The sequence below is a fragment of the Xenorhabdus yunnanensis genome (assembly GCF_028598805.1).
Lineage (GTDB): Bacteria > Pseudomonadota > Gammaproteobacteria > Enterobacterales > Enterobacteriaceae > Xenorhabdus > Xenorhabdus yunnanensis.
Genome location: NZ_JAQRFI010000038.1, coordinates 1 through 18,331, shown reverse-complemented (window position 1 = coordinate 18,331; position 18,331 = coordinate 1). Strand labels below are relative to the sequence as shown.

Sequence of the window (18,331 nt, the reverse complement as noted above, 5' to 3'; positions counted from 1 at the left end):
ACTGACGGAGAAATCGTATGAAAGGCCAGCTACTTGATGCCATCCCCTTAACCACTCTTCGTGGTGTTGGAGCTAATCAGGTCACTAAACTCGCCAAGTTAGGGTTGGTCAATCTACAGGATTTGCTTTTGCATTTGCCTCTTCGCTATGAAGATCAAACCCGCCTGTATACCATCAATGAATTACTGCCCGGCGTTTACGCCACAGTAACAGGTAAGGTATTGCGCACCAATGTGATTTTTGGGCGTCGGCGCATCATGACCTGCCAAATCAGCGATGGCACTGGCATATTGACCCTATGTTTCTTCAATTTTACTGCCGCCATGAAAAATAATCTGGCCGAAGGAAAGCACGTTGTTGCCTATGGGGAAATCCGGCGCGGCAATCAAGGGCCAGAGATCATTCATCCTGAATATAAAGTCCAGCAACACGCCAACGCTGTTCAACTACAAGAGACGCTAACTCCCATCTATCCCACAACCGAGGGAGTGCGCCAAACAACGCTGCGAAAGTTAATCGAGCAAGCATTGGAAATATTGGATACCTGTGCCGTTAATGAATTGCTGCCGGAAGAGTTCAGCCGAAAGATCATCAGCCTGCCTAATGCGCTGCATACATTGCATCATCCACCGCCGGATATTTCCCTGATCGATTTGGAGAATGGCAGACATCCAGCCCAGCGAAGGTTAATTCTGGAAGAAATGCTGGCACATCATTTAAGCATGTTGGCAGTCAGAGCCGGAACCCAACGCTTTCATGCACAGCCCCTCACGGCAGATAATTCACTGAAACAGCAACTTCTGAGCCAATTGCCATTCTCACCAACAGGCGCACAAGCCCGTGTCGTTGCAGAAATAGAACATGATTTAGAAAAAAATGTCCCAATGATGCGCCTGATACAAGGAGATGTGGGTTCGGGCAAAACACTGGTGGCTGCACTGGCTGCCGTTCGCGCTATTGTTCACGGCAAGCAGGTGGCATTGATGGCTCCAACTGAACTGCTGGCGGAACAACATGCCAATACCTTCCGTCAATGGCTTGAACCACTCGGTATCCAAGTCGGTTGGTTGGCAGGCAAACAGAAAGGTAAAGCACGTCAGGCACAGCAAGAGGCGATAGCGAGCGGTCAAGTGAGTATGGTTGTCGGTACTCATGCCATGTTTCAGGAGCAGGTAAAATTTGCGGGGTTGGCACTGGTTATCATTGATGAACAACATCGATTCGGTGTACATCAACGTCTGGCGTTATGGGAAAAGGGGCGCGAACAAGGCTTCCATCCCCATCAATTGATTATGACAGCGACCCCCATTCCACGCACATTGGCAATGACCGCCTATGCCGATCTGGATACTTCCATCATTGACGAATTACCACCTGGCCGAACGCCAGTCACAACCGTTGCTATCCCAGATACCCGCCGGCACGATATTATCCAACGTATCAAAAGCGCCTGTCTGGATGAAGGCCGTCAGGCTTACTGGGTATGTACTCTGATCGAAGATTCTGAGGTACTGGAAGCGCAAGCAGCACAAGCAACCAGTGAAGAACTGGCACTGGCATTGCCTGAATTGAAAATCGGCTTAGTGCATGGCCGGATGAAATCGGCAGAAAAACAGGCCGTCATGGAGGCTTTCAAGCAGGGTGAACTACAATTGCTGGTTGCTACTACGGTAATCGAAGTGGGGGTTGATGTGCCCAATGCCAGCCTGATGATTATCGACAACCCAGAACGACTGGGGTTGGCCCAGTTGCACCAGCTTCGTGGGCGTGTCGGGCGTGGAGCCATTGCTTCACACTGTGTCCTGCTCTATAAAACACCACTGACCAATACAGCCAGAATTCGCCTGCAAGTTTTACGGGATAGTAATGATGGTTTTGTGATTGCCCAGAAAGACTTGGAAATCCGTGGGCCGGGTGAATTACTTGGTACACGTCAAACGGGTAATGCAGAATTCAGGATCGCGGATTTATTGCGGGATCAAAATATGTTGCCTGAAGTTCAGCGTATCGCCCGCTATATCCACCAGCACTATCCTGAACATGCCAAGGCGCTGATTGAGCGCTGGTTGCCGGATCGTTCTCAATATAGCCATGCTTAAGTTCCAACAGAAAACAAATAAGCAGCAAAAAACAAAAAAATGCCGCTGAACATTTCAGCGGCATATTTCGCCAAGATATCAGGCAAGTCAAAAGTGAATTAATCTAACCTGCTACAGATGGGAACACGGGTAACAACAGATATAATTTGATGACAGCGGCGTTAACAATATCAATAAAGAACGCTCCCACCATTGGCACGAGTAAGAATGCCACATGAGATGGCCCAAAACGGTCAGTAATTGCCTGCATATTTGCGATAGCCGTTGGGGTTGCACCTAAGCCAAAACCACAGTGACCTGCTGACAATACTGCGGCATCGAAATTCTTGCCCATTATTCGGTAAGTGACGAAAATAGCATACAAAGCCATAACTACTGTCTGCACGGCAAGAATGATCAGCATTGGCAACGCAAGGGAAGCCAACTGCCACAGTTTCAGGCTCATCAATGCCATTGCCAGGAACAGCGACAAACTAACGTTACCCAAGATCGAAACCGCTCGGTCAAATACCCGATAAAAACCAAGTAAAGATAAGCCGTTACTGAGAATGACACCAACAAACAGTACACATACGAATGTCGGTAATTCAAAGGCCGTACCTTCCAGCTGCTTCTCAATAAAACTTCCTGCCAACAAGCAAATGGAAATCATGGCAATGGTTTCCACCATCACTAATGGCGTGATAAGCCGTCCGGTATAAGGTTTCTCAAATGCCGTCGGGATCTCAGTATCGTCCGCCCCCAATCCAGGCGTTTTGGTATTTCTCACCAAAAAACGAGCAACCGGACCACCAATCAAACCACCCAAAACCAAACCGAATGTTGCACATGCCATTGCTACTTCTGTAGCATTTTCAAAGCCATAACGCTCTGTAAATACTTTACCCCAAGCGGCTCCTGTTCCATGTCCACCAGAAAGTGTAATGGAGCCAGCCAACAATCCCATTAATGGATCAAGACCAAGCATTTTCGCCAATACAATGCCCACGGTGTTTTGTACCAATAACAGGCCAACAACCACGAAGACAAAAATGACCAGAAATTTTCCGCCTGCTTTCAGGCTGGTAAGGTTAGCGTTCAAACCAATTGTGGCAAAGAACGTCAACATCAGGGGCTCTTGGAGGGATAAATCAAAACTTACTTCCCAACCCGTGGATTGTTTAACCGCCAGTAAAACTAAAGCGACCAATAACCCACCGGCGACCGGCTCAGGGATCGTATATTTCTCAAGAAATGTGACTGATTGTACGAGTTTTCTTCCTAGTAGCAAAACAAGTGTGGCAGCAACGAGCGTGCCATAAATATCCAGATGATACATTTATGTACCCCATCCATTTGTTAATATTATGTAAAATTAATGTGACGTTATAATCATCCTATAAAAACGCCAAGAGCAGGTAAGGGGTGGATTAGAAATAAATTTCTTAATAAATACAAGCTAAAACATTTAAAAATGTGACGAAATTAAGTCGCATTTTGTTATGAAAACCCTGCGCAAACGATTGCTTTAATGGTGCAGATCATTAAAATGCATCTTTTTGTCCATCTGGAATTTCGCAATATGGTCAAGTTATCCCGTGAATCCAATTCATCGGAAGTGCTCAATTCATCGGAAGTACCCAATAAATCAGACAATGAACTTATCTATCGCCTGGAAGATAAACCTCCTCTCCCACATGCCCTATTTGCTGCATGCCAACATTTATTAGCAATGTTTGTGGCTGTTATTACTCCGGCGATGTTGATTTGTCAGGCTTTGGGGCTTCCGGAACAAGATACGCAACGAATTATCAGTATGTCCCTGTTTGCCTCAGGCTTAGCATCACTTATTCAAATTCGCTCTTGGGGACCCATCGGCTCTGGTTTGCTTTCGATTCAGGGCACCAGTTTTAATTTTGTTGCTCCACTTATTATGGGAGGGCTGGCGTTGAAAAACGGAGGCGCAGATATTCCAACTATGATGGCAGCTCTGTTCGGTACGCTGATGCTCGCCTCAATGACGGAAGTGTTGCTCTCACGAGTACTGCATTTAGCAAGACGGGTCATTACACCTCTGGTATCCGGTATCGTGGTGATGATTATTGGCTTGTCGTTAATTCAAGTCGGGTTAACTTCCATTGGTGGCGGTTATTCTGCATTGCAAAACGGCACATTTGGTGCCCCTGAAAACTTGCTGCTAGCGGGAGTTGTTCTTGCTGTTATCGTATTGCTGAATCGCCAAACTAATCCTTATTTGCGCGTTGCTTCGCTGGTCATTGCCATGGCAGTGGGTTATCTGGTGGCTTGGTACATGGATATGTTACCCATTTCAGTATCAAAAGAAGATGCGCCAATTATCACTGTTCCTTCCCCTCTCTATTATGGACTGTCTTTTGATTGGCACCTGTTGATCCCACTTATTCTGATTTTTATGGTGACGTCTCTGGAAACAATTGGTGATATCACAGCAACCTCAGATGTCTCCGAGCAGCCTGTCAGCGGCCCACTATACATGAAGCGCATCAAGGGCGGTGTACTGGCAAATGGTCTCAATTCGATGGTTTCAGCCGTGTTCAATACGTTTCCGAACTCCTGTTTTGGTCAGAACAATGGCGTGATACAACTCACTGGCGTTGCCAGTCGCTATGTCGGTTACATTATTGCTTCGATGCTGATTCTATTGGGGCTGTTTCCTGCCGTGGCTGGTTTTGTACAGCACATTCCTGAACCAGTTCTGGGAGGGGCGACGATTGTGATGTTTGGCACTATCGCCGCATCTGGTGTCAGAATAGTTTCCCGTGAACCCCTGAACCGTCGAGCCATCATGATTATCGCGCTGTCTCTGGCTGTAGGGTTAGGCGTATCTCAACAACCGCTGATTTTACAGTTTGCACCTGATTGGATGAAAAACTTACTCTCTTCAGGTATTGCCGCAGGTGGGTTAACCGCCATTCTACTTAACCTGATTTTCCCTCAAGAAAAATAATCTGTAGATTTACATTATTTTTCTCTCCCGCCTTACCAGCGGGAGTATTCTTTTTTGCATATTTTGCAAAGCTATTCGCAATATCTATATTAACTCTCCCAAAAATTCACTAAATAATGTTTTTATCTGAATCATCTATTGAGTGCCTATCCATTTTGCGGCATAAAAGAGTTTCTATTCGCAGGTCATGTTGAGGTGAAGTAATGAGGTGGTTAGGGAAATCTTTTGGTGCTCTTCTATTATTGCTGGTTTTGGCAATCATAGTTATCTATGTTGCTGTCCAAACGCATTGGGGCTCCAAACAGTTAAGCCGATGGCTCAACAAGCAGGGACATTATCAAGTCAGCATTGAAAGTATCAGCCATAGCTGGCTACAGCCCACTACCTTAATATTTAATCATGTTGATATTCGCGACAAACAAAGTCCTTTCTCACTCACCGCCAATACCATCAATCTCGATTTTAAGTGGCGGCATTTACTGTCACCCAAAAACCTGCGTCGTCTGACATTGCAAGAAGGGGCATTGATACTGTCTGGAAACCAATTTCCCCTTTCTCTACAAGCGGATATCCTGCAACTGAACCAGATGGATGTTCAGCTAGACAGTCCCAACATCCATATTCAGGGGAAAAATATCACAGGTGGAATTGCTCCTTGGGCTCCTGTCGTGGACAACCCGGTTGGTAATGGAAAATATCAATTCAGCGCTGGTACGCTCCGTTTAAATGACCTGCCTGTTGAAAATGTCGTTATGCGAGGCAGTTACCAGAATCAGGCTTTGGCTATCGACTCTTTTGGAGCAACATTCCTGCAAGGTTCCATTTCTGGCGATGGTCAGCAATTGCCTGACGGCAGTTGGCGGTGGAACAATATCCTAATCAATAACATTCGCTGGCAAACACCGCTGACGCTGGATCAGTTGAAGGAAAAAATCAGCCACCTTCCAGCGATGTATGTCAAAGATCTCAATATCACCAATGCCAAACTGCAAGGGCAAAACTGGTCTGTCGATTATCTGGATAGCACTATTAAAAATTTGGGATTGGTCAATGGCAGTTGGGATACTAAAGATGGGTTGATTGATTTTAATGTGATGAACATGACGCTGAATAATGCGCAGTTCAACGACACGCTTGGAAAATTCCGTTTTTCTGATGATACTTTTACTATCGCAAGCCTGACAACTCATTATCAAAAAGGGTTGTTCAATATCCAATCAGAATGGGATCGCAAAAACCGCCTCCTTACTCTCAAAGATAGTTCTGTCACAGGGCTGCTTTATGTTCTGCCTCCCACATGGCTCAACTATTTCAAACAGCCTGCGCCGGAATGGATTTCAGGCCTGAAACTCCATGATATTGCCATCAATAATACTCTGCTGATTGATACCAATCCTGGCTTCCCGTTCCAGCTCACCACCTTTGCGGCTCATATTGACAGCATGGATATCCTGAAAAATGGTAAGTGGGGATTATGGAATGGTCAGGCATCGCTGCAAGCTGCCGCAGGGACATTCAATGCAATCGAAATAAGCCGCCCTTATCTGCAACTACATGCCACAGATGACAAAATCACCATTGATAAGCTGAATGGCTTTACAGGTGAAGGGCTGTTGCAAGTTACTGGCACAGTTGAACAACACGCTGCCCAAACACCTTTTAATCTCAGCTTCAAAGGCATGAATGCGGATTTAAAAATCTTGCCACAATGGGGTTGGATACCACTCAAAATTCAGGGAGAAGGGAATTTCTTTCTTGCTATCACGGGTGATCTCTCCGCTCATGATATGAAGGGAACAATAAACGGGACATTGGTGGCTGAAGATAAATCATCAGAAAAAGAGTCACAATCTATTGAGCAAGGTTTGATCTCAACGAGTCGCTGTACCCCAACAGCGCACTCTTCCGTAGATAATTCTGCTTCTATAGCTAACCCTGAAGCCGCTCACTCAGCAACGGGCAATCATATTACGGAGAATCAAACCTGCGCAAAAATCAAGCTGTAGCAAAACGTTCGGGAGGCAGGACGATATAAGTACCGGTGAACACGCTACCTACGCCATGTTCGCCGCTAACCTGCACTTCCACTTTTACACGTGCTTTGTTGCCACGGGCAAGACGGGCAAGGTCTCCGCTCATGTTATTGAAATCCGCAGTTGCACAGGGACGCCCCGTTATAGGTTGCCGATAACGGATATTGGCATCCACCAAAATGATGTCACCTCCCAATTGGCGTTCCTGTAGCAACAACCAAATCAATCCCCATGCCGTTAATGTGGCCTGAGAAAATAAGCTGCCCGCGAAAATAGTATGGTGTGGATTCTGGTTTCCGGCTTCGGGCATCGTCGTGATAAAACGTTGCCCGGTATATTGAGTGATCCGCAACCCCATCTTTTCACTTAAAGGAATGTGCTTATGCCATGCCTGCTGTAATTCTGCACACCAATCAGGGCGGTGCAAAATATCATCAAGACTCATGATAGGTTTAATCATTAGAAAATGATTAATAGGTAACGTTTTCGCCCCATTGATCAACCCACGATTTTGAAAACCCAATTTGTCGAAGAAATCAACAGCATCTTCCCGTGCACTGCAAACAACTCGTTTCACACCTTCCTGCCTAGCTACAGATTCCAATGCCATCGCAATCAGTGTACCCAATCCTTTCCGCTGAACATTGGGGTGAACAGCCAGAAAACGAATAGCACCTTCACTGTCTGCATTGATATATAAACGCCCAACAGCAAGCGGTTTACCATGTTCATCCACCACCATTTGATGATGAGCCATTGAATCGTAACCATCCTTCTCTGATCCGATAGGCTGGTGAAGCGGTTTACGCAACATTTCCCAACGAAATTGGTAATAGGTTTCCAACTCTTGTTCTGTTTGAGGTACTCTCAAATGGTACATAAAAACAGCCCCTTCTCTTGTGTGTGGTCATGTGTCGTCAGGGAAATGAATGTATGCTGCATACTGTGGTTTGTTTTATTTTTTAAACTGCAACTTGTTTTAAACAGCAACCTTATTCGTCGTTGCGATATTTCACCCACCTCATACTTGCAACCAGAAAGTTACTGGCCCGTCATTTGTCAAACTGACTGTCATATCTGCAGCAAATTTCCCCATTTCTGTTTTTACACCAGTTACACGACTCTGTTCAACAAAATAGCGATAAAGCTCATCTGCTTTTTGTGGTTCAGCACCACCAGAAAAGCTAGGTCTTAAGCCTTTCTGCGTGTCCGCAGCCAATGTAAATTGGGATACAACCAATAAGCTCCCCTGAGCCTGTTGAACATTCAGGTTCATTTTTCCCTGTTCATCGCTGAATACCCGATACCCCATTACCTTGTCGCATAAACGTTGCGCTTTTTGTGGGGTATCGTCTTTTTCAACCCCCAGCAACACCAGCAACCCCTGTCCAATTTCTCCAATAGTTTCACCCTCAACAACAACCGTTGCCTGTGTCACACGCTGAATTAATGCGATCATCTCTCTTGCCTGTTATCCGTTTAGTTATATGTATTAGATTTAGTTATCCGTATTGGATAGAAAATCATAGGTAGGAAATCATAAATATGATGCTGTTTTTGTTAGTTGCCACTGAAAGTCTATTGGGTATAGATAGCAACAAATTATGCGGTAATAACAGAACTGCTCCCTATTGCCCGATATGGAATACAGGTAAGAAAAATAGCGGGAAACATCATCTGCAATAAGCTAATGATGTTAATTTTTTGAGGGAAGCGAAAAATCATGAGCCTTAAAATAATCAGGGATTACACTCCGGTCAGCCACATGAATTGCATTGATGCCTAATTTGTTCGCTGCCTCAACGTGTTCTAAAAGATCATCAAAGAATATAACTTGATCCACTGTCACACCTTCTGCTGCAAGCACATGTTTAAAAATATCAAGATTCGGCTTACGTATCCCCAAATCTTGAGATAAATAAAAGTGATCCGTTGATGCTTTAATCTCAGGATAATGCACCGGCCAATAAGCAAGATGCAGGCGGTTTGTATTTGACAGAACAACCACACGATGCCCTTGAGCACGCAATTTATTCATTAACTCAATGACTTCCTGCCTGACATCAATAAATATTGCATGCCAGCCTTCCTTAAATTGTTCAAAACTGAGTGCGACTTCCATTTCATCACACATTCTTTCTGCAAATTCAATATCACTGATTTGCCCACACTCATGCTTTTCAAAAACCTCTCCCAACGAAAATTTCGAAGTCAATGTTGCCAGTGGTGTCCCACTCAGATTACTCCAAACAGCCTGTACTCTTTTAAAATCAATATCAATAATCACGTTACCCATATCGAAAATATACAGCATAATTCCTCCTGACTGATGCTCATTGTTTAGTACTTTTATCATAATTTTATTAAGAAAAAATAAGAAGAAGATAAAAAATAAGCAAATTTCTCTTTTTATGAAGCGTCGTTGAAGTTCTAATTCGCTGTATTAATCAATAATCAGGTCAATAATCAGAAATGGATAACAAAAATTACTGGAAGGGATATCATTAAAAACTCAGGGCACCGAAATGCCCTAAGCTATTCATATTTAATCTGTCACACGCAATGCATAACTCAGAAATTAAGCTTCCTTGCTACGATTTGCGCGACGACGATCATTTTCAGTCAGATGGCGTTTACGCAGACGAATTGACTGTGGAGTTACTTCTACCAATTCGTCATCATCAATAAACTCCAGAGCCTGCTCCAGGGTTTTCTTGATGTGCGGAGACAATGTTGTCGCTTCATCCGTACCTGATGCACGTACGTTAGTCAGTTTTTTACCGGTCAGACAGTTAACTGTCAGGTCATTAGAGCGTGAGTGAATACCGATAATCTGGCCTTCATACACTTCAGTACCGTGACCGAGGAACAATTTACCACGCTCCTGCAAACTGTACAGCGCATAAGCAACTGCTTTGCCTTGTCCGTTGGAAATCAGTACACCATTCTGACGACGACCAATCTCACCCGGACGGACGTCATCATAGTGGCTGAATGTTGCATACAGCAGACCAGTACCGGAAGTCATGGTCATAAACTCAGTACGGAAACCAATCAGACCACGGCTTGGAATAATGTAATCAAGACGAACACGGCCTTTGCCATCTGGCAGCATGTCACGCATTTCACCTTTACGCTCGCCCAGTGCCTGCATCACATCACCCTGATGCTGCTCTTCGATATCCAGAGTTACCTGCTCGAATGGCTCCTGTTTACGGCCATCAATTTCACGGAAAATAACTTTTGGACGGGAAACCCCCAGCTCGAAGCCTTCGCGACGCATGTTCTCAATCAGAACAGACAGGTGCAGTTCACCACGACCAGATACGCGGAATGCATCTGGATCTTCCGTTTCTTCAACACGCAGTGCAACGTTATGAACCAATTCTTTTCTCAGACGGTCGAGGATCTGGCGAGAAGTAACATATTTACCTTCACGCCCACAGAATGGAGAAGTATTTACACAGAAATACATGCTTACGGTAGGCTCATCAACCGCCAGCGCCGGCAGCGCTTCAACTGCACTGACGTCACATAGGGTATCGGAGATGTTCAGATCGCCCAGACCGGTAATTGCGATGATATCGCCTGCTTCCGCCTTATCAGACTCGATACGATCCAGTCCCAGATGGCTGAAGACTTTACCGACTTTGCCATTGCGAGACTTGCCTTCGCTATCAATCAGAGTGATGTTCTGGTTTGGTTTTACCGTACCGCGCTTGATACGACCAATCCCGATAACCCCAACATAGTTGTTATAGTCCAGCTGTGAAATCTGCATCTGGAATGGGCCATCAAGGTCAACCTTAGGTGGCTCAACATGCTCAACGATAGCCTGATACAACGGAGTCATATCTTCAGCCATCTCAGTATGCTCGTTACCCGCAATACCCATCAATGCAGAAGCATAAATGATTGGGAAATCGAGCTGTTCATCTGTTGCGCCCAGGTTTACGAACAGGTCGAATACCTGATCCACAACCCAGTCAGGGCGCGCGCCAGGACGGTCAACTTTGTTGATAACAACGATAGGCTTCAGACCGTGGGCAAAGGCTTTCTGAGTTACAAAGCGAGTCTGTGGCATTGGGCCATCCATCGCATCAACCAGCAGCAAAACACTGTCTACCATTGACATGACACGTTCAACTTCACCACCAAAGTCAGCGTGACCTGGGGTATCTACGATATTGATGCGGTAATCATTCCACTTAATGGCAGTGTTTTTCGCAAGAATGGTGATACCACGTTCTTTTTCCAGATCGTTGGAATCCATCACGCGCTCAGCAGTTGCAGCACGCTCACCAAAAGTTCCGGACTGTTGCAGGAGTTTATCAACCAGTGTGGTTTTGCCGTGGTCGACGTGAGCGATGATGGCGATGTTTCTTAAGTTATTAATTGACAAGTATTTTTACCGTTTTAGCTATTTGAGAAAATATTATATGGATGCCGCGAAGCAGAACGCCGCTGCATTCATCTAATACAAATATGCTGCTATTTTACACGTTATAGCTAGAGAGTGAAATAAATGTGAGGTGTATCACCTTGAAAGTTTGTTTTTGGGTGGGATGGATATGGTGAGTAAACAAATCGTACTTTTATAAAACCGTGAGTTCTATGCCCAAAAACATTCAATACCTCGAATACACGATCTAAAAATTGACCTTTTGCAAATAAAATGCAAAAGGTCAATAAAATCATTCTACAAAGATAACATTAATATCACTAGCAATGGGGCGTTCCCCAAGATGGAACAGTATCAATTTTCCCTTTCCAAGTCTGACTTTTTATATGTTGACCATCTATATTAACTATATAATAAAAATAAATCTGTGCAGGATGATATTCATCAAATGTATCACTACCCGCAAGATACGTTTGAGGTATACCTATTATTACACTGTTTGTTACCCCATCACTACCGGCTATATCAGGCATAGGTATAGAGCCGATAGATTTATCTAACTTTTTCTGTTTAGCTCTAATATGCAACCACAACGTAACATTAACATTATTCCCTAAAGGTACTTTAGTCTGATCATGAGGATCATTGGTTCCAGTAATTTTTACAAATAATCCATCTTGGTCTGGGTTTTTATTATAACCAGATATAACCTTACAATTTACAACTTTACCTTCAGTAATAAGATCATTTTCACCTGTTCCAAAGCTAGCATAAACCTTACATTTTTCATAAACATTATCTGCAGGAAGTTCATCTTTTACATATGTGAAAACCGTTGGCATTGACATGTATCTTTCTGCTGACTCTTTAATAACCACATAAGAAAACTCGACTTCATTATTATCTGATAAAACAGCATAAGACACTAATATATTATTTAATTGCGTGGATGGATCTGTCAAATTAACAGGTGGGTCAACCATTAATTTATTAACAAGGAAAAATATCGAATCACCAACTGAAATATCATTGTACATCGGAATATTAACAGAGAAGTGTTTTGAGCCTATACTTTTATGTAAAACACCACCAACTTCACCATTAATGACGGGAGGATTCAAAGTATGTCCAGGGTTCACTGGCCCCACATCAATAATATATAAAATTCTTTCAGCTTCAACCGTGCCTTCAACACCCATTATTGCAGAGAATAGATTAAGTACCACAGTCTTATCTTGTTTCGCAAAAATATAAAATGCTAAATTACCATTAGAGTCTGTATTTATGGTCAATCCCCTGTAATCTCCGATATCCCTAACTTCTAATTTGCTGTTTTTATCGGCAGTATAGAAATCCACTCTATCAAATACTCCATCAATATCGAGTATATTAATAGGAGTACCAGATAGTTTATCTTTTCCATCCTGAGCAGTAACGGTAGCATGAACTGACACAAAAAATCTGCCACTAGGAGGAATATTAGGATGCTGAGGAACTTTTAAATGATCAGCTCCAATCTTCAATTGAAGTGAAGACATATTGACGGTTCGTGCAGTATACTCAATTTTAGTCTCAGGAAAACCCGCTGCATTTGCGTTTGGTTCAATATAAAAAGAAACTGAATCTCTATCAGGAAGATCATCAAAAACACTTAATTCAACAGTGAAAATTCCTTTTTTACCATTATCATATAGTTTAATTTGGGGAATATCGTCCTCAGGTTCAGCATTATTAAATCTTGTTAAATTAATACTAGCGTCATTTGAAATAGGATCATCAGAAGTTAGAATAATATCAAGATATAAAGTTTGCCCTATTACTATATCAGATCCTGATATGACAGAAGTAGTGATATGTTTACTCATATTATCTCCATGAAGAACCCCGCCGCAAGCAGCGGGGTATCTTAAAACAATGCGAACTGATAGTCCGAGTGTAATTTGTTATATTCTTTGTCTTGATTTTTAACATATTTGCTATTAAATAATTATATTTTCACGTTAGTTCCCTGAAGTTTCAATCTTACTACTCCAGAAATCACTGTATATTCTATTGCCTTCATTATAAAAATAATATTCGAAATAAATCATTGCTTGACCGTTATTAGAATCATGTGAAAATCCAACAAGCTGCTCATATTCTATATAAACAACAGTAGTAGAGGTACTACCGCCACTATGATCAGGAACATCATTAATAACACAAGAAATATCTTTCCTATGTTTAACATCTTTTTCATGCACACGTTCGTTTTTGTAAAAACCACCATTAAGATACATAGTGAAGTGAACCGTATCGCCAAATTTTGGTTTATATTTATCTTGTGTATCTTTTGTTCCTGTTATTTTTACAAATAAACCATAGCCGCCATTATTATGATTATTGGAATACTCCTTACGACCATTTTTTATATCAAAGCTATTAATGTAATATGTTTCATCAATAATATCATCATCATTATTTAACGGAGGATGGCTCTTAGGATTAGCCCAACTTGAATATACTACAGGCTTCTCATAAACACGTGAAATTTTATCCGATGGTATATTATCTCCACCGCCAATGTATGTGATAGGTAATACCTTTGAATATTCATTATTACCTGACCTTGGTGCTATCACATAATAAAGTTTAGATTCTTTATTTTCAGTGAATATATCATAATATAATTTAAAACTATAATTAGGAGGATTTGCGTGGCCTATCGTACTAATTGGTAATACTATCTTGTCATCGATAAAAAATATCAAACTATCGCTCTCATATGCATTATGATAAGGTTCAATTTTCACATCAAACGTATAATCTGATCCATACGCTTTTAGTTGACCATCACTAAAATTACTTATAGTTGGAACCGGAAGATACTCGCGAGGATCTTTAGGTCTAGGGCTAAGCATATATACAGTAGGAGCTAAGAAATATTCGTCACCCCCTGGTATTTCACTTCCTAACTGAAGTACAACTGGTTTATCCTTCATAGGATAAACTCGAAAACTTATTTTTCCACTGTTATTACTAACAATAGGAACCACAACTTGATCATATTCATCAATAGGAATAATCTGTACAGGAGAATGAAGCCCATCATCCGGATCAGTGGTTATTATAACATCTTCATTTAGGTCATCTTTAATTGATGCGGAAATCTGAATAGGTGTGTTTTTCATCCCTTTACCATTATTATTATTCAAATTCGCAGAATAACGGATGAAATTATTATTTCCAACACCAATATTAGTATTTCCTTGTGGTAATATACAGTAATACTTATCTACTGATAACTGCAATGAATCTAAATCAATCAAATTTGCTGTATAATTAATTTCCTTTGAATAAATATTAGGTATACTTAATTTATATGATACTTGATCCCCTGGTTTTAGAGAATCTTTATCATCAATAGTTAAATAAGCTATTGCTTGCATAGCATTTTGTTTTGACGGGAGTGGAACAGCTTTAGTAATACTATCAACTGCCAAACCTGTTTTAACATCTAAATTAACATCTAATTCTGAAGGTAATTTTCCATTAAGTATAATGGTAATATAAAGATAAAAACTTTGCCCAATTACCACATCAGAATCTTTAGGCACAGATAGAGTTACCGATGATAGATCTGAATTATATAATGTATCTTCTTTATTAATCATAATAAATCTCATTTAATTTTTAATATTATTTAGCTTCCAAGTTATATGTTTTATATTCGCATTAATTAGTTTCAGACACATAGTTATTTATATTCCTGAAATTCGTTCCCTTGCTGCTGCGATACGTCTTGATATTTATTGAATATAATGTAATTTATAAATTTTTAAAAAATTAAAAACATAATCTAAAACACTATTTTTTTATAGGAAAAAAATATATTCTAGAGCATCATATTTCTATATTAGTCATCTTTCACGTTGCCTATTTGTTGTCTACATTCATTCACCTCAGCCACATAGTTATCTATATGATTAGGGATTCATTTACTTATCGCCTCAATTCAATTTTAAATCTATTAGGTATATATTAAATTAAGTCTAATAATAAATAACGGGATAAAATATAAAAAATTAACTATCATCATCTACCCCAGGAAGTGATGTGTCAGTCATTCCTCGCCAGTAATGACTATAAGTTAGTGTATTTGTTTTATCCATCGTATAATATTCAAAATAAACCCATGCAGGAGAGCCTTCACTATAAGAACTGATTCCAGAATATTTTGGATGAATGATCGGGACCACGGTAGAACATAAAGTTGTATTACCAGCTGGAACAGAGTCTAGAATTGATAAAAGTTTTGTTTTTGGTAATTGTCTGAAAAGGTTTTTATTTCCCGATCTAACATACATATTTATATATACATCATCTCCAACTTGGGGATATTTTTTTGTTATATCAGTTGTATCATTGGTTGCGGTTATTTTTAAAAATACATCGTAACCACCATTATTGATATAATTTGAAAGTTCCGCCCTGCTTGTATAAGCTTGTTCCCAAAGTAGAGCATTTTTTTCTTCTGGCTTGCTAAGTGTGCTATCACTTTTATAATCTGCAAAACTAGAGTAAACTTCAACTTTATTATAAATTCGTGTAACTCCATCTGATGGAACAAGATCTGAACCACCTCCTAAATATTTAAGTTGCATTCCAACTGAATAACGAGCGTTCCCATTTCTAGCAACCACATAAAAAAACTCTGTCCACTGATTATGTGGAAGCACATTATAAGGAATAGGAAAAGAATAATTAGCATTATGGGTACTTTGCATATCATAGATTGGTAATACTAATTTACTAATATCAGGAACCCCATCATCACTTTCTTTTGTAAAAAATAATATATGATCACTAGGATTAGGGCTATCATAAGGTTCAATCATAACTTCAAACGTTGGTTCGTCTGGCCCACCGTTTAATAAACCTCCGTCAGCAGAGGGGATCATTACTGACTCTAGCACATGTCTGGAATCCTGCGGTCTAGGAGTGATAATATATACATTTTCTGATGTATAAGCATGACTTTCTTGGCCCAAAATCATATTTTCTAAAACAAGAATTATAGGTTTCTCAGTAGTCGTACCTCCAGCTATCTTATTATTTGAATATACACGGAAACTCACCTTTCCGTGATCATCACTTATAAGACTAATAAATGTTCTATCATCGGCAACGATATTTGTAGGCGTATAAGTTTTTATCGTTGCATGTTGAGCCGTCGGATTTGGATCAGTCGTAACAATAATATTTGTATTAATACTATCTTTAGGTGTAGAAGAAAGATAAACCAGAGCATTTTTCAGTGTTTTTTTTTCTAAAGGATTTCCAGTATCTTCTAATAACTGCGTAGTGTAACGAATATAATGATCACCAATATCGCTTGGTTTTGGTTCAGAGAATGTTTTAGGGATAACAATGACCTGTTTATCAGGAATTAACTGTAAAGTATAAAACTGTATTTTTTTTATATTGTAAATAATATCCATATTGAAATCAGTGCCTAAACTTATATTAAGAGATACTTTACCTCCTGTTATTTTACTCTCATCGTTGCTAATCTTTAAATAATATTGTCCTCTAATCACTTTTTCAGCACCAGTTGTTGTAAGATCAGCATAAATTATATCTATTGTTAGACCAGTTCCTTTTGGAGTAACAGTAAGGTTTTTTCCTGGTGGCAATTTGCCTACTGTTTCCGTTAAAATCACATCAAAATAAAATTCTTGGCCATAGACCAAGTTAGTATTGTTAGGTACTGATAATGTCGGATTAATGGTGGAGGGAGTCCCACCACCTCCTAAAGTTTGCCTTTCTACTGACATAGTATACCTCACAGAATTATAATGTAACTTTTGTTATCCATATGATTATTAATAATATATCACTGACAGCTCAAAACATTTCCTGAATAAATAATATTTATATCACCTATTGATTTTTAAATATTAAACACATTTCCCAATTAAATGTATAATGAAAAATAGTTATCAGATGATAACATAAAAATATCTGATGAATTTATTTCATCTCTCCTATATTTTCACTATCCAAAATAATTAAATCAGATATAATCACCTTTCATAAAATCGAACCGAAATACGAACAGAAAAACCGTGGGATATATCCATCCACACGGCTTAACTTGAAACATCGTTCTCATACTTATATACAAATATAAGGGAACCTCTAAAAACTTTTCACAGCCACAAAATTGAGTAAAATGCAGACACAGTACATCTCTGCAAGGTAGCGCTGTCATGATACCGCCTCGTTCTGCTTTAAAAAAAGACAAGCTGGCATCCGAATATCACCGTCGAAAAATCGATGAATTAGGTGATCCGCTACTTGTTCTTGATAAGTATGTTGATTTCTCGGCACTGGCTGACACCATAGACCGTGTCGCGCCACGTATTATTTCTCCCAAAGGTGGACGCCCGCCATTCCCGACTGAGGTGATGGTTCGCATCATTATCCTGAAACATTTCCATAATCTTTCCGATGAAAAGATGGAATATCAATTACTTGACCGAATGAGCTGGCAACGTTTTTGTCGCTTGACCGATGTCATTAATATTCCAGACCGTAACACGATTTGGTGTTTCGAAAAACGGATTGGCTAGGAAGGTGCCAGAGCGTTGTTTGAAGAGGCGAAGCATCAGCTTTCGACACAGGGATTCATTCCTAGAGGTGGTCAACTCATTGATGCCACGTTGATTCCAGTTCCTAATACTACAGCCGTAATCCCTATTGTGCCATGATGGGGCTCTTCTTCCTTAAATAAAAGGCGGTGTCACATGCCATCCCCTGCCAAAATCTGGGAACAGGCGCTACAGGCATT

At 40.8% G+C, this 18,331-nt stretch carries 12 protein-coding genes and 1 pseudogene; 5 read left to right on the top strand and 8 right to left on the bottom strand.

Features of this window, described 5'->3' with window-relative positions:
- Positions 1-17 precede the first annotated feature (17 nt).
- The gene (gene recG / locus PSI23_RS14905) at positions 18-2,099 is read left to right on the top strand and encodes an ATP-dependent DNA helicase RecG (RefSeq protein ID WP_273555824.1); all 2,082 of its coding nucleotides are present in this window, start codon (positions 18-20) and stop codon (positions 2,097-2,099) included.
- A 103-nt stretch (positions 2,100-2,202) separates the two neighbouring features.
- Here recG and gltS read toward each other — a convergent pair whose 3' ends face one another.
- The gene (gene gltS / locus PSI23_RS14900) at positions 2,203-3,417 is read right to left on the bottom strand and encodes a sodium/glutamate symporter (RefSeq protein WP_273555823.1); all 1,215 of its coding nucleotides are present in this window, start codon (positions 3,415-3,417) and stop codon (positions 2,203-2,205) included.
- A 243-nt stretch (positions 3,418-3,660) separates the two neighbouring features.
- Between gltS and PSI23_RS14895 the strand changes: the two genes are divergently transcribed.
- Positions 3,661-5,064, top strand: a complete 1,404-nt coding sequence (locus tag PSI23_RS14895) for a nucleobase:cation symporter-2 family protein (protein ID WP_273555822.1) — start codon at positions 3,661-3,663, stop codon at positions 5,062-5,064.
- A 203-nt stretch (positions 5,065-5,267) separates the two neighbouring features.
- A complete protein-coding gene (locus tag PSI23_RS14890) occupies positions 5,268-7,070 on the top strand; it encodes a translocation/assembly module TamB domain-containing protein (protein WP_273555821.1) in 1,803 nt (600 codons plus the stop codon).
- Here the strand turns inward: PSI23_RS14890 and fabY are convergent.
- Both fabY and dtd read right to left on the bottom strand, forming a co-directional pair.
- Positions 7,060-7,977 carry a fatty acid biosynthesis protein FabY gene (gene fabY, locus PSI23_RS14885; RefSeq protein ID WP_273555820.1) on the bottom strand — a complete coding sequence of 306 codons (918 nt, stop codon included), beginning with the start codon at positions 7,975-7,977 and terminating at the stop codon, positions 7,060-7,062. The two genes, PSI23_RS14890 and fabY, sit on opposite strands and share 11 nt — an antisense overlap.
- 141 nt (positions 7,978-8,118) lie before the next feature.
- Positions 8,119-8,556, bottom strand: coding sequence for a D-aminoacyl-tRNA deacylase (dtd, locus tag PSI23_RS14880; protein WP_273555819.1), 438 nt, complete (start codon positions 8,554-8,556; stop codon positions 8,119-8,121).
- An 86-nt stretch (positions 8,557-8,642) separates the two neighbouring features.
- On the opposite strand from dtd, the gene PSI23_RS14875 reads away from it, so the two are divergent.
- Positions 8,643-8,783, top strand: coding sequence for a hypothetical protein (locus tag PSI23_RS14875; RefSeq protein WP_273555818.1), 141 nt, complete (start codon positions 8,643-8,645; stop codon positions 8,781-8,783).
- A gap of 10 nt (positions 8,784-8,793) precedes the next feature.
- Here PSI23_RS14875 and yihX read toward each other — a convergent pair whose 3' ends face one another.
- The 5 genes from yihX to PSI23_RS14850 form a co-directional block, all read right to left on the bottom strand.
- Positions 8,794-9,411, bottom strand: coding sequence for a glucose-1-phosphatase (yihX, locus tag PSI23_RS14870; protein ID WP_273555817.1), 618 nt, complete (start codon positions 9,409-9,411; stop codon positions 8,794-8,796).
- 264 nt (positions 9,412-9,675) lie between these two features.
- Entirely contained in the window at positions 9,676-11,499 is a 1,824-nt protein-coding gene (gene typA, locus PSI23_RS14865) for a ribosome-dependent GTPase TypA (protein ID WP_273555816.1), read from the bottom strand.
- 320 nt (positions 11,500-11,819) lie between these two features.
- Complete coding sequence (locus PSI23_RS14860; protein WP_273555815.1) at positions 11,820-13,364, bottom strand: hypothetical protein; 1,545 nt, start codon at positions 13,362-13,364, stop codon at positions 11,820-11,822.
- Positions 13,365-13,499: 135 nt separating this feature from the next.
- Positions 13,500-15,152: a hypothetical protein gene (locus tag PSI23_RS14855; RefSeq protein ID WP_273555814.1), complete on the bottom strand. Its 1,653-nt coding sequence runs from the start codon at positions 15,150-15,152 to the stop codon at positions 13,500-13,502.
- A 411-nt stretch (positions 15,153-15,563) separates the two neighbouring features.
- On the bottom strand, positions 15,564-17,315 hold the full coding sequence (locus PSI23_RS14850; RefSeq protein WP_273555813.1) for a hypothetical protein: 1,752 nt from the start codon (positions 17,313-17,315) through the stop codon (positions 15,564-15,566).
- 438 nt (positions 17,316-17,753) lie between these two features.
- On the opposite strand from PSI23_RS14850, the pseudogene PSI23_RS14845 reads away from it, so the two are divergent.
- Positions 17,754-18,218: pseudogene (locus PSI23_RS14845) on the top strand (transposase); the annotation flags it as partial.
- Between the last annotated feature and the right edge of the window lie 113 nt (positions 18,219-18,331).